The organism is Streptomyces sp. NBC_00249, assembly GCF_026342355.1.
GTDB lineage: Bacteria > Actinomycetota > Actinomycetes > Streptomycetales > Streptomycetaceae > Streptomyces.
Genome location: NZ_JAPEMV010000002.1, coordinates 329,144 through 342,642 on the forward strand (window position 1 = coordinate 329,144; position 13,499 = coordinate 342,642).

Consider the following 13,499-nt stretch of genomic DNA (forward strand, 5'->3'; position numbering starts at 1 on the left):
GGCCGGGCCCCGTACCCCGTCAGGCGGTTACTTCGGGCCGAAGGTGAGGACCAGCTGCGGGGCCGCGTCCGGCGCCGTCGACTCCGAGGACCACAGCCACAGCGGGTCGGTGCCGGTGCTGGTCAGGCCGAGGCTGTAGCTGGTGCCCAGGACCGCGGAGACCGCGGCGGTGTCCAGCTCGACGCTCTGGACGGCCGAGCCGTCTGGCACGCCCGCGATGGAGCCGAGCGGGGTGGTGCCGAGGGTGGGCTTGGTGTTGAACGTGGTGCCCGCGCCGCTCCAGGTGCCGGTGACCGGGACCACGGAGACGGTGTCGGCGCTGCCGGCTCCGGTCTGGGTGGAGGTCTTGACCTGGAGGGAGGCCGCCTTCAGGACCTGTCCGGCCGGGGCGGCCGGGAGGGTGAAGCGCAGGTACGACTCGTACGCCGAGGTGCCGCGCACCGCGAGCTGGGTGGAGGTGCCGTAGGCGGTGCTCGGGGCGCCCTGGTTGATGTAGGTGTCCTCGGTGGCGACGACCTTGGTGACCGTGTCGATCGGGGCCTTGGCGAGGTCGAAGTGGGACTTGACCTGGGCCTGGGTGAGCGCCGTCGGGTAGACGGCCGTCTCGTCGAGCTGCCCGGCGAAGAAGTTGCTGGTCGGGCGGGTCGGCCAGCTGCTCAGGTTGTCGCCGCCGGCGTGCCAGTAGCCGGTGTAGGGCGTGGAGGTGGTGGCACTGTTGGTGCCCTTGTTCTGGCCGTCGACGTACAGCGTCATGCCGCCGGGGCCCTGCGTGCCGACGACGTGGTGCCACTTGTTGTCGTTGTACGTGTCGAACAGGCCGGTGGTGATGGTGCGGGCGGAGCCGTTGAAGACGCCGAAGACCAGCCGGCCGGTGTTGGTCATGTAGATCTGCTTGTCGTACGACCCGCTCGCGCTGACGGTGTTGTTGCCGAAGCCGATCAGCTTGCCGCCTCGCGTGGTGTTCGTCTTGAACCAGGTCTCGACGGTGTAGGCGGCGCCGACCGACTGGCGGTGATCGCTGTACACCTGCTGGCTGGTGCCGTTGAAGCCCATGGCGGTGCTGGTGCCGGTGATGGCTCCGGGGCTCTGGCGCAGCGCCGGGGCGCCGACCTGGACGCCGCTGGTGTTGCCGGAGACCGAGGAGTCCGCGACGTACGGGCTGACGGTGTCGTCGTAGCGCCAGTACAGGTGGGCGCCGTCTGCGCGGACCTTGTCCGGGTAGGCCTGGACGGAGGTCGGGACGGTCACGGAGACGTTCGCCGACAGGGCGCTGGTGTTGCCCGCGCCGTCGGTGGCGGCCACCCGGTAGCTGTAGGCCTGGCCGGGCTTGGCGGTGGTGTCGGTCCAGGAGGCCTGGGGGCGCTCCCACTCCAGGGAGTCGGCCGCGACCGTGGCGATCGGGGTGGCCGAGCCGTTGCGGTAGATCCGGTAGGTCAGCTTGCTGTCGTCCTGGTCGTAGCTGGTGCGCCAGCGGACCTGGACCTCGCCGGGCTTGACGCTGCCGACGCTCGCGACCGGGGTGGTCGGCGCGCCGACGTCGCCGGTGGAGGCGAAGCGGGTCAGGGCCTGCTGGGCCTTGCCGTTGATGAGGGTGAACTCACCGCCGACCCACATGTACTTGACGTCGCCCTTCGCCGCGACCGACATGACGCGCGGGCCGATGCCCTCGCCGATGCCGTCGTTGGCGGTGGGGTGCCAGCCGAGCTTCGGCGGGCTCTGCACGAAGCCGCCCACCGGCGCGGGGGCGGCGCCCTGGTGGTCGGTCTGCTGAGCCAGCAGGAAGTTGCGCTTGCCGTCGGGGAACTGGTCCTCCGACGAGCAGTCGTGCGCGTGCGAGGAGCTGTAGAGCACCCCGTCGTACGGCAGGACGTACTGGGTGGCGCCCAGGCAGCGGTCGCGCCACTTCTCGTTGAAGTCGGCGCCGAGGCCGATGCGGCCGTCGAAGACGCCGCCGCCCGAGCCCTCGTTGGCGGTGTAGTAGCCCGTCGCGTCGGCCGCGATGTCCTTGACGACCGAGTTGGAGGGGATGTTGCTGTACGCCTTGGTGAGCGCGCCCGTGGTGGCGTTCACGACGGCCAGGGCGTGCGTGGTCGCGCCGTTGACCGAGAAGAAGTCACCGCCGAGCAGGACGCTCTGGCCGTCGTTGCTGACCTTGACCGCCCGGCCGGGCTCGTCGGCGTTGGCCGTGAAGGGCTTCAGCGCGCCGGAGGCCGCGTCGACGGCGGCGAACCGCTCCCGGGACTGGCCGTCGACGGTGGCGAAGTCGCCCGCCACGTACAGGGTGTCGTCGGTGACGTCGAGCGCGCGCACGGTGGCGGGGACGCCCGGGTGGAAGGAGGCCTTGGGGGTGCAGGTCTCGATGTCGATCGCCGCGAGGCTGGAGACCGGGGTGCCGTTGACGGCGCCGAAGTAGCCGCCCGCGTAGAGGGTCTTCCTGTCCTTGGAGACGGCCAGCGCCCGGACCGTCGCGGTACCGTCGCCCACGGTGAAGGCCAGCTTGCAGGAGGTGGGGTTGCCCGTGGCGGCGTCCAGCGCCACGAAGTTCACGGCCTCCTGCTCGGCTCCTGCGCCGCCTTCGGGCGGGCGGACCGCCGAGAACGTGCCGCCGGCGAAGACGGTGCCGTTCGCCTCGTCCATGGCGAAGACGACGCCGTTCGGCTGCCAGGTGGGCAGTTCGTCGGCGGTGAACGCCACCGGCGGCGTGATGGCGGACGCCTCGGGCATCAGCACCAGGCCTATACCGGTGCCGGCACCGGCCAGTGACAGGACGAGGGCAGCAGTCAGCCCTCTGGATCTACGCATGAGCCCCCCAGGGCAATTGCCCGGTTTGATGGCTGGAATTATCCGAACAGCCATATGTACTGGCGCAGACTAGGGCTCACGCGAGGGCCCGGTCACCTCCTTGACCCATTGCATACCAAGTTGGAATCAACGGGGTTCACCGCGGAGGGCGCGCTTGCGGCATATGGCGGGTCTGCCCCGGCCAGAGCCGCGGAACACCGCGACACCAGCCGGGACATGGCTGTCTGTCAGCCGAAATATAAGGCCTCAGCGGTCGATGCGTACGCTCGCGCCGGCCAGCTGGTCCTCCACCTGACGGACGTCGGCGTCGACCATGATCCGCGCGAGTTCGGGCACCAGGACCGACGGCTTCCAGCCAAGGAGCTCCTGCGCCTTGGAGGCGTCGCCGATCAGCGCGTCGACCTCGCTGGGGCGCTCGTACTTGGGGTCGTACCGCACGTGCTCGTTCCAGTCGAGGCCCGCGTGGGTGAAGGAGGACTCGACGAACTCCCGTACCGTCGCGGCCACTCCGGTGGCGACGACGTAGTCGGTCGGCTCGTCCTGCTGGAGCATCCGCCACATCGCGTCCACGTACTCGGGGGCGTAGCCCCAGTCGCGGACGGCGTCGAGGTTGCCGAGGTAGAGGCGGTCCTGGAGACCGGCCTTGATCCGGGCGACCGCGCGGGTGATCTTGCGGGTCACGAAGGTCTCGCCGCGGCGCGGGGACTCGTGGTTGAAGAGGATCCCGTTGACGGCGAACATGCCGTACGCCTCGCGGTAGTTGACGGTGGTCCAGTACGCGAACACCTTCGCCGCACCGTACGGGCTGCGCGGGTGGAAGGGGGTGCCCTCGTTCTGCGGCGGCGGGGTCGCGCCGTACATCTCGGAGGACGAGGCCTGGTAGATGCGGGTGTCCACACCGCTGGCCCGGATGGCCTCCAGCAGCCGCAGCGCGCCGAGGCCGGTCACGTCACCGGTGTACATGGGCGCGTCGAAGGAGACCCGGACATGGGACTGGGCGCCCAGGTTGTAGACCTCGTCGGGGCGTATGTCGCGCAGCAGGTTCACCAGGGCCACGCCGTCCGCGAGGTCCGCGTGGTGCAGGACGAAGGAGCGGTTGGCGGTCTGCGGGTCCTGGTAGATGTGGTCGATCCGCTCCGTGTTGAAGCTGGAGGACCGCCGCACGAGCCCGTGCACCGTGTAGCCCTTGGAGAGCAGGAGCTCGGAAAGGTACGAGCCGTCCTGCCCGGTGACGCCGGTGATCAGCGCGGTCTTGCCCATGTGGGGTCCCCCTGAAGTCGGTTGTGCTTCGAGATGTCGAATTGAGGCCATGGCAGTGGTCTGGCCGCCCGGGCGCCCCGCGCTCCGCGTCCCACCGCGGAGCAACACCCTCCGGCCCGGGGCCGGATGGGTACCGTACCGGTCGGCCGATCGGTTCGACGCACCCAGCCCGGGCGGCGGGCCCGCACCCGCACATCGGGTCGGCGCATCCACCCCGGGCGGGCTGGCCCGCACCCGCACGACGAGCTCGGCCGAGATCCAGCCCCGCCGGCGTTTGAGGCGCGGGGTCCGGGGCGGAGCCCCGCACACCCCGGCCACCCTCGCCCGCGGCCGAACACCCGCCACCCAGGCGTGACTTGACCCCGCCAGTCGGAGCGGGAGCCCGGATCCCGGAGCCCGGACCACGCGAAACCCCGCGCCAGCGGACTGGCATCATCGGCGGTATGACAAGTTCGCTGCCGCTCCTGCCCCCGCACGCCCGCGTCTTCGTCGCCGGACACCGCGGCCTCGTGGGTTCCGCGGTCGCCCGCCGGCTGACCGCCGACGGGCACGAGGTCCTCACCCGGGGCCGCGCCGACCTCGACCTGCGCGACGCCGCCGCGACACAGGCGTACCTGCGCGACGTCCGCCCGGACGCGGTCGTGCTGGCGGCCGCCAAGGTCGGCGGGATCATGGCCAACAGCACGTACCCGGTGCAGTTCCTGGAGGACAACCTCAGGATCCAGCTCAGCGTGATCGCCGGCGCGCACGCGGCCGGGGTCGGCCGTCTGCTGTTCCTCGGATCCTCCTGCATCTACCCGAAGCTGGCCCCGCAGCCCATCAGTGAGGACGCCCTGCTGACCGGCCCGCTGGAGCCGACCAACGAGGCCTACGCCCTCGCCAAGATCGCCGGGATCGTGCAGGTCCAGTCGTACCGCAAGCAGTACGGGGCCTCGTACATCTCGGCGATGCCCACGAACCTCTACGGGCCGGGCGACAACTTCGACCTGGAGTCCTCGCACGTCCTGCCCGCGCTGATCCGCCGCTTCCACGAGGCCGCCGCCGAGGGCCGCGAGGAGGTCACGCTGTGGGGGTCGGGCACCCCGCGCCGGGAGTTCCTGCACGTCGACGACCTCGCGGCGGCCTGCGCGGTGCTGCTGGGGAGCTACGACGGTGACGAGCCCGTGAACGTCGGCTGCGGCGAGGACCTGACCATCAGGGCGCTCGCCGAGACGGTCGCCGAGGTGACCGGCTTCGGGGGCCGGCTCGCCTGGGACACGTCCAAGCCGGACGGGACCCCGCGCAAGCTGCTCGACGTGTCCCGTCTGACCTCGCTGGGCTGGAAGCCGGGCATCCCGCTGCGGGACGGCATCGCCGCCACCTACCGCTGGTGGCTCGACCAGAGCTGAGGACGCCACGGGTTCAGTACGCTCCGCGCCCGTCGACGACGGCGCGGAGCGTGCGCCCCATCACGTCGACATCGCTGGTGAAGGACCAGTTGTCCACGTACTGCAGATCTAGCTGAATCGTTTCGTCCCAGGACAGGTCCGACCGCCCGCTGATCTGCCACAGGCCGGTCATGCCGGGCCGTACGGACAGCCGGCGCAGCTCGATCTCGTCGTACTCCGCCACCTCCTCGGGCAGCGGCGGGCGCGGGCCGACCAGCGACATACTGCCCGTCAGCACGTTGAGCAGCTGCGGGAGTTCGTCCATGGAGGTCCGGCGCAGCAGTCGGCCGACCCGGGTCACCCGGGGGTCGCGGCGCATCTTGAACATGAGGCCGTCGTTCTCGTTGGCCCCCGACAGCTCGGCCTTCAGCCGCTCGGCGTCCACCACCATCGTGCGGAACTTCCACATGACGAACGGGACCCCGTCGCGCCCGATCCGGCGCTGGGAGTAGAAGGCGGGGCCGCGCGAGCCGGTCCGGATGGCCACGACCACCGCGAGGAACAGCGGCGACAGCAGGAGCAGGCCGACCCCGGCCCCGACGCGGTCGAGTACGGCCTTGAGCAGGGGCTGCACCCCCTTGCGCACGGGCGGCGCGATCCGCAGCACGGCGAGCCCGCCCGCGGAGAGGGTCTCCAGCCGCTTGACGGAGATCTCCACCAGCCCGGGGAAGACCGCCAGTTCGAGCCCCTCGTCGTGCAGCGCCCACGCCACCCGGCGCAGCCGCTCCCCCGCGATCCGCGCCCCGGGCGCGACGAGCACCAGGTCGGCGTGGTGGCTGCGGACGGCGCCCAGCACGGCGGCGGAGTCGCCGCCCGGCGCCTTCGGCATGGCGGGGTCCAGCCGGGCCGCGACGGGTACTCCGCTGGTCAGGGAGCCTTCTCCGACGGGGACCACGCCGACGACCACGTACGGGTGGTCGGTGCGCGCGGCGAGGTGGGCGATGACGTGCTCGGCGGCGTCCGGTTCGCCGACCACCAGGACCCGGCTGACGGCGTGGGCCTCGCGGCGGGCGGCCGTGAGGTGACGGTGGGTCAGTTTGCGGCAGGCGACGGTGATGAGCAGAGCGGGCAGCAGCGCCCCGAAGGCGGCGAGCCGGGGGGTGCTCTCGCCCGTCAACACGCGGACGACGGCCAGGATTCCGATCAGAATCAGCCAGTCATGCAGGACGGGCAGTACGCCGCGGGATTCCCCGAGCGTCCGGGAGGCGTAACGGCGGCGGAGCCCCTGTACGCCGGTCCACGCGAGGGCGGCGCCGGCGGCGCAGTAGAGGGGCCTGGCCTGCTGCGCAGCGTCGAAGACCAGGCCGACGGGCACGGCGGAGCCGACGAGGTCGGCGGTCACGGCGGCGGGCAGGTACCAGTGCGCCTTGTCACCGAGGCGCCGCTCCGGGGCAGTTGCCGCCCCACCCGACTCGGCGGTCGTTCCGGCCACTCTTTGCGCAGGAAAATGAACATGCCTCATGGGCCCCCCTGGCACGTGGTCTATGTCAGCGGCGCGTGTCCGTGGCTTCCCCTGGCAACGGGCAACTGTCGCACCGGGAAACAGTACGACAAACACCCGTACGGTTAATGCCGTTTGGGTGAACGAGGCCACTCCCGGCCCAGGCGTCAGGAACCGGCACCAGCCATTCCGCGCGGCCGGCCCGCCCTTCCCACACGAAGGTGAATGGTTCGGATACCGGATACGTATCTTCGGACAACGGACTATTTCCAGCCAACCTTTTGACGCGGCCCTGACATCACGGCTCACAGGTGGCACTCTTCGATCCGTTCATCGCACCAGCCCTGATCTGCCCGGAGGCCCTACCCAGCCGTCCGGAACCCCCCTTGCAGAAGGAGTCTGCGTTGAGAGCCACCCCCCAGAGGCGTGCCACCGCTGCCGGAGCACTCGTAGCCGCGGCGGCCCTGCTCGCCGTAGGTATACAGGCCGGTACCGCCACCGCCGACGCCACCGCGTCGCAGGCCGCCACGGCCGCCCAGCCCAACCCGGGCGCGGCCAACCTGAAGCTCAGCGCTTCGGAGCGTGCGACGCTCCTGTCCGAGGCCAACTCGACGACCGCGCAGGCCGCCAAGGCGCTCGGCCTCGGCGGCGGCGAGAAGCTCGTCGTCCGCGATGTGGTCAAGGACGCCGACGGCACCACGCACACCACGTACGAGCGGACGTACGACGGTCTGCCCGTGCTCGGCGGTGACCTCACGGTCCACGCCAAGGGCGGCGCCACCAAGAGCGTGACCAAGGCGACGAACCACGAGATCAAGGTCTCGGACACCGACGCCACGGTCACCCCCTCCGCCGCCGAGGGCCAGGCCGTTTCGGCCGCAAACGCCGAGGGCTCCAAGCAGGCCAAGGCCGACAAGGGCGCCCGCAAGGTGATCTGGGCGGCCGACGGCGTGCCCGTCCTCGCCTTCGAGACCGTCGTCGGCGGCCTCCAGGACGACGGCACCCCGAGCCAGCTGCACGTGGTCACCAACGCCAAGACCGGCGCGAAGATCACCCAGTGGCAGGCCATCGAGACCGGCACCGGAAACACCCAGTACAGCGGTCAGGTCACCCTGGGCTCCACCCAGTCGGGCAGCACCTGGAACCTGACCGACGCGGTGCGCGGCGGCCACAAGACCTACAACCTCAACGGCGGCAGCTCCGGCACGGGAACCCTGTTCTCCGGCCCGGACGACGTCTGGGGCAACGGCGCCGCCTCCAACAAGGAGACGGCCGGCGCGGACGCCGCCTACGGCGCCCAGCTGACCTGGGACTACTTCAAGAACGTGCACGGCCGCAACGGCCTGCGCAACGACGGCGTGGCCCCGTACAGCCGGGTCCACTACGGCAACGCGTACGTCAACGCCTTCTGGGACGACAGCTGCTTCTGCATGACCTACGGCGACGGCGAGGGCAACAACAAGCCCCTCACCTCGATCGACGTGGCCGCGCACGAGATGACGCACGGTCTGACCTCGGTCACCGGCAACATGACCTACAGCGGTGAGCCCGGCGGTCTGAACGAGGCCACCTCGGACATCATGGCGTCGGCCGTCGAGTTCAACGCCAACAACGCGCAGGACGTCGGTGACTACCTCATCGGCGAGAAGATCGACATCAACGGCGACGGCACGCCGCTGCGCTACCAGGACAAGCCGAGCCGCGACGGCGCGTCCAAGGACGCCTGGTACTCGGGCATCGGCTCCATCGACGTCCACTACTCCTCGGGTCCGGCGAACCACTGGTTCTACCTGGCCTCCGAGGGCTCGGGCGCGAAGGTCATCAACGGCGTCAGCTACAACTCGCCGACCTCCGACAACCTCCCGGTCACCGCGATCGGCCGCGACGCCGCCGCGAAGATCTGGTTCCGCGCGCTGACGGTGGGCTACTTCAAGTCCAACACCAACTACGCGGCCGCCCGTACGGCGACCCTCCAGGCCGCCGCCGACCTGTACGGGGCGAACTCGACCACGTACAACAACGTGGCGCACGCCTGGGCCGGCATCAACGTCGGGTCCCGCCCGGCGCCCGCCGGCGTCTCGGTCACCCCGATCGCCAACCAGAACACCCAGATCAACACCGCTGTGAGCCTTCAGGTCCAGGCGACCAGCACCAACCCGGGTGCGCTGAGCTACGCGGCGACCGGCCTGCCGGCCGGCCTGTCCATCAACTCCTCGACCGGCCTGATCTCCGGCACCGCCACCACCGCGGCCACGTCCAACGTGACCGTCACGGTGACCGACGCCGCGAGCCAGACCGGTACGGCGTCCTTCACCTGGGTGGTCGGCACCGTCCAGCAGAACGTCTTCGAGAACACCGCCGACTACGCGATCAACGACAACTCCACCGTTGACTCGCCGATCACCGTGAGCCGCTCCGGCAACGCCCCGAGCACCCTCAAGGTGGACGTCGACATCAAGCACACCTACGTCGGTGACCTGAAGGTCGACCTGGTCGCCCCCGACGGCACCCTGTACAACCTGCGCAACCGCACCGGCGGCAGCGCGGACAACATCATCCAGAGCTTCACCGTGAACGCCTCCTCCGAGGTCGCCAACGGCGTCTGGAAGCTGCGCGTCGCCGACCTCGCGGGCGCCGACGTCGGCAAGATCGACAGCTGGAAGCTCACCTTCTGACCCCCACGAGGGGCCCGATGAGTGACAGCTGACACCGCATGACCACGGGGCCGCCCGGGAGAAGACCTCCCCGGGCGGCCCTGTCCCATGTGCCCCCGCCGCGCGGCGCCCCTGGCTGATCCAGGGCGGCACGGGCGTCGGCGTCTCCGGCTGGCGCCTCGCGCGGGCCGTGTCCCGCACCGGCCAGCTCGGCGTGGTCTCCGCAACCGCGCTGGACGTGGTCCTGGCCCGGGTGCTCCAGACCGGCGACCCGGGCGGCCACGCCCGCCGCGCCCTGGCCGCCTTCCCGCTCCTCCGTTCCTGCCCCGGCTCTCGCCCGACGGCGCGCCCTACACGGCGGCGGACGTGGTGGAGTGGCTGGCGGCGGGAGCGGCGGGGGGCTAGGTCCTGTGAACGCGTGAGGGCCCGGCGCCCCGTGGGGTGCCGGGCCCTCACGGGCGACGGGGTGTCAGCCGATCGGGTGGAAGACGCGGTTGAAGAGGTCCTGCGCCCTGCCGGCCTGCGCCTGGGGCGCCTGCTGCTGGTTCACGGCGTGGCGGGGGCGGTTGCGGTCCCCGTCGCCGTAGTCGAAGCGGTCGTCGTCGTCGGAGTCGTGGCGGCCATCGTCGGAGTCGTTGCGGCCGTCGTCGGAGTCGTGGCGGCCGTCGTGGCGGCCGTGGTGCTCGTCGGAGGGCTTGAAGAAGACCGAGCGGACCTCCAGGTTCCGCGCCCGGTCACCGGGCTCGAGGATCTCCTCGGGCTGACCACCGCAGTTGGTGCCCTCGAAGAGCAGCGCCAGCGAGTCGGTGTCGTTCTCCACGGCGAAGGCCGGGTGGTGACGGGTGCCGGTCAGCTGGTAGCAGGTGTCGTTGTCGGAGGGCTCGATGGTCCCGTGGCGTACGTTCTGGTCGCTGTCGGTGAACCGGTAGTGCAGTTCGCCCAGGGTGTCGTGGTCGCGGTCGTGTCCGACGGCCAGGGACTGGCCGGCGGTGGGCAGGACGAGGGCGAGCGAGGCCAGCAGCGCGGCAGCGGTGGTGCGAGGTCGCATGAAGGGTCCGTTTCTCTCGGTCCGTGGAGGCCCGTTCCGGTGGGCATCCGCGAGGCAGCGTAGGAGCGGACCCCCCGGCTGAAGCGGTGCGGCATGCTCAGCTGTTCGAAGGTTCACCCTCCTGGAGCGCGACCTGAGCCATCCGCCGCCCCGTACGGGCGTACGGCCGCCAGGGCGCCTCACACGGAGGAGCGTTCCCCGGCCGGGACCCCCTCGGGTGCTCCCGCCGGGCCCGGGACCCGGCCCGCGGGCCCGCCCGCCGGGCGGCGGATCAGCAGCGCCACCGCGAGGGCGCCCGCCAGCCCCATCGCCCCCGAGGCCAGGAAGGTGTCCCGCAGCCCGCTCGCGAAGGCCGCCTCCACCCACTCCCGCGCGGCCGGGGCGTCCGCCAGCAGCCGTCCCGCCCCGCCGGAGGCCAGGACGTCGGCGGTGCCGCTCGGCTGCCCGGCCAGCGCGCCGGCGAGTCCGGTGTGGAACAGCGCGCCCAGGACCGCGATGCCCAGCGCGTTGCCCATCTGCCGGGCGGTGTTGAGGGCGCCGCCCGCCATCCCGGCCCGGGCGGGGGCCACGGCGGCCATCGCGGTGGCGGCCAGCTGCGGGGTCGCCATCCCGACGCCGACGCCGGTCAGCGCCAGCCCCGGCACCAGCGCGGCCCAGCCGTCCCCCGCGTCCAGCATCCAGGCCTGGAGCAGCGCCCCGGCCCCGATCAGCAGCAGCCCGCCGCCGATGCTGACCCGCGCGGACACCTGGTGCAGGAACCGCCCGGCCAGCGCCGCGACGACGAACCCGGCCAGGCTCAGCGGCAGCAGCACCAGACCGGCCGCCACCGGCCCCATCCCCTCGGCGGACTGGAGCCACAGGGAGACGTACATCAGGTAGGAGAAGGCCGCCCCCGACAGGAGGAGCCCGCCCACCATGACGGCGACGAAGGACGGACTGCGGAACAGGGCCAGGTCCAGCATCGGCCGGGAGCTGCGCAGTTCGACGAGGACGAAGACGGCGAAGGCGGCCGCGGCGAGGGCGAGCAGGCCGAGGGTGGCGGGCGAGGTCCAGCCGTTCTCGCCGACCCGGATCAGCCCGTAGGTGAGGGCGCCGGCGCCCGTGGTGAAGGCGGCCATGCCGGGCAGGTCCAGGCCCGTGGCGTGCGGGTTGCGGGACTCGGCGACCGCCTTGAGGGTGACGAGGACGGCCAGGGCGCAGACGGGCAGGTTGATGAAGAAGATCCAGCGCCAGCCGAAGCTCTCGGTCAGCAGCCCGCCGACGATCGGGCCGGCCGCGGCGGCGGCGCCGTTGACGGCGCCCCAGACGCCGAAGGCGATCCCGCGGTCGCGGCCCTGGTAGGCGCCGCTGAGCAGGGCCATGGTGGTGGCGAACATGGCGGCGCCGCCGATGCCCTGGACGGCGCGGAAGGCGATCAGCGCACCGGGGCCGGTGGCGAGGCCGCAGGCCAGGGAGGCGGCGGCGAAGACGGCGAGTCCGCCGAGGTAGACGCGGCGGCGGCCGATCCGGTCGGCGAGGGAGCCCGCGCCGAGGAGGAGGGCGGCGAGGGCGAGGGCGTAGACGTCCATCACCCATTGGAGGCCGGCGAAGCCCGTACGCATGTCGGCGGCCATGTCGGGGAGGGCGACGGTCACGATCGTGACGTCGACCAGGAGCATGAAGGCTCCGAGGCACACGGCCGTCAGCGGCAGCCATTTGCGCATGGGAGTTCTCCTCGGATCGGGAAGGGGCGGGGTCCGGGCTCGGCACGGCCCCGGCGTCCCCAAAGTTCCCAGGCCCCGCCCGTCTGCCCCACCCAGCGGTCCCCTCCTGCCGGATTCCTGCCGTCACGGCCCCTGGGATGATGGAATCCATGAACGACGACATGGAACTGGACGACCTCGACCGGTCCTTGGTCCAGGCCCTCGTGATCGACGGCCGGGCCGCCTTCAGCCGGATCGCGGAGGTGCTGGAGGTCTCCGACCAGACCGTGGTGCGCCGCTACCGGCGGCTGCGGACGGCCGGCCTGGTCCGGGTCGTGGGGCTGCCGCTGGGCAGCCGCGTCGGGCTCTTCGAGTCCTGGCTGCGGGTGAGCTGCGTCCCCGACGCGGCGCTCCCGGTGGCCGAGGCGCTCGCCCGCCGCCCGGACATCGCGTGGGTGACCCTGAACTCGGGCGGTACGGAGATCCACTGCATGACCCGGGCCCGCACCCGCAGGGACCGGGACACCCTGCTGCTGGAGAAGCTGCCGCGCACCCGCCGGGTGACGGGCGTCTGCGCCCACACCATCCTGCGGAAGTTCTTCGGCGGGCCCGACGCGTGGGCCGGGACGGACCTGCTGCGCCCCGACCAGATCGCGGCCCTGCAGCGGCCGCCCGTCAAGGCGGGTCCCGAGCGGTACGTGATGGACGACGCGGAGCTCGCGCTGCTCGCGGTGCTGGGCCGGGACGGCCGCGCCGGGTACCCGGAGCTGGCGCGCGCCACCGGCCTGTCGGAGTCCACGGCCCGGCGCAGGCTGGACCGGCTGCGCGAGCTCGGGGCGGTCTTCTTCGACGTGGAGTTCGTCCCCTCGCTCTTCGGCTACGAGGCGGAGGCGACGCTGGTGCTGAGCGTGCCGCCGGCCCGGCTGGCCGAGGTGGGGGCCGCGCTGGCGGGCCACCGCGAGGTGGCCTTCGCGGCGGCCGTGACGGGGGCGGCGTCCTTGATGGCGGTGGTGGTGTGCCGGGACACCGACGCGCTGTACACCTACCTGACCGAGCGGATCGGCGCGGTGGACGGCGTGGGCCAGGTGGAGGTGATCCCGACCCTGCGCAGCGTCAAGCGGGCCGGGATGCTGGTCGAGGACGGGCGGCTGGTGGATCCGCCGCCCGCCCCCTGACGCGGCGCGG

General features: G+C 71.9%; 8 protein-coding genes. 3 read left to right on the plus strand and 5 right to left on the minus strand.

Annotated elements, in window-relative coordinates; translation table 11 throughout:
- Positions 1-27: 27 nt before the first annotated feature.
- Complete coding sequence (locus OOK31_RS10295; protein ID WP_267012125.1) at positions 28-2,802, minus strand: LamG-like jellyroll fold domain-containing protein; 2,775 nt, start codon at positions 2,800-2,802, stop codon at positions 28-30.
- Positions 2,803-3,048: 246 nt separating this feature from the next.
- On the minus strand, positions 3,049-4,062 hold the full coding sequence (gene gmd, locus OOK31_RS10300) for a GDP-mannose 4,6-dehydratase (protein WP_267012126.1): 1,014 nt from the start codon (positions 4,060-4,062) through the stop codon (positions 3,049-3,051).
- 443 nt (positions 4,063-4,505) lie between these two features.
- On the opposite strand from gmd, the gene OOK31_RS10305 reads away from it, so the two are divergent.
- Positions 4,506-5,450 (plus strand): GDP-L-fucose synthase, encoded by a 945-nt coding sequence (locus tag OOK31_RS10305; protein WP_267012127.1) that lies wholly within the window; start codon positions 4,506-4,508, stop codon positions 5,448-5,450.
- 13 nt (positions 5,451-5,463) lie between these two features.
- On the opposite strand, the gene OOK31_RS10310 is transcribed toward OOK31_RS10305, so the two are convergent.
- A complete protein-coding gene (locus OOK31_RS10310) occupies positions 5,464-6,951 on the minus strand; it encodes a sugar transferase (protein ID WP_267012128.1) in 1,488 nt (495 codons plus the stop codon).
- A gap of 383 nt (positions 6,952-7,334) precedes the next feature.
- On the opposite strand from OOK31_RS10310, the gene OOK31_RS10315 reads away from it, so the two are divergent.
- Entirely contained in the window at positions 7,335-9,605 is a 2,271-nt protein-coding gene (locus tag OOK31_RS10315; RefSeq protein WP_267012129.1) for a M4 family metallopeptidase, read from the plus strand.
- A 448-nt stretch (positions 9,606-10,053) separates the two neighbouring features.
- On the opposite strand, the gene OOK31_RS10320 is transcribed toward OOK31_RS10315, so the two are convergent.
- Together OOK31_RS10320 and OOK31_RS10325 are read right to left on the minus strand one after the other, a co-directional pair.
- Positions 10,054-10,632: a hypothetical protein gene (locus OOK31_RS10320; protein WP_267012130.1), complete on the minus strand. Its 579-nt coding sequence runs from the start codon at positions 10,630-10,632 to the stop codon at positions 10,054-10,056.
- 179 nt (positions 10,633-10,811) lie between these two features.
- A complete protein-coding gene (locus tag OOK31_RS10325; protein WP_267012131.1) occupies positions 10,812-12,335 on the minus strand; it encodes an MFS transporter in 1,524 nt (507 codons plus the stop codon).
- 149 nt (positions 12,336-12,484) lie between these two features.
- On the opposite strand from OOK31_RS10325, the gene OOK31_RS10330 reads away from it, so the two are divergent.
- Positions 12,485-13,489 carry an Lrp/AsnC family transcriptional regulator gene (locus tag OOK31_RS10330; RefSeq protein WP_267012132.1) on the plus strand — a complete coding sequence of 335 codons (1,005 nt, stop codon included), beginning with the start codon at positions 12,485-12,487 and terminating at the stop codon, positions 13,487-13,489.
- Positions 13,490-13,499 lie beyond the last annotated feature (10 nt).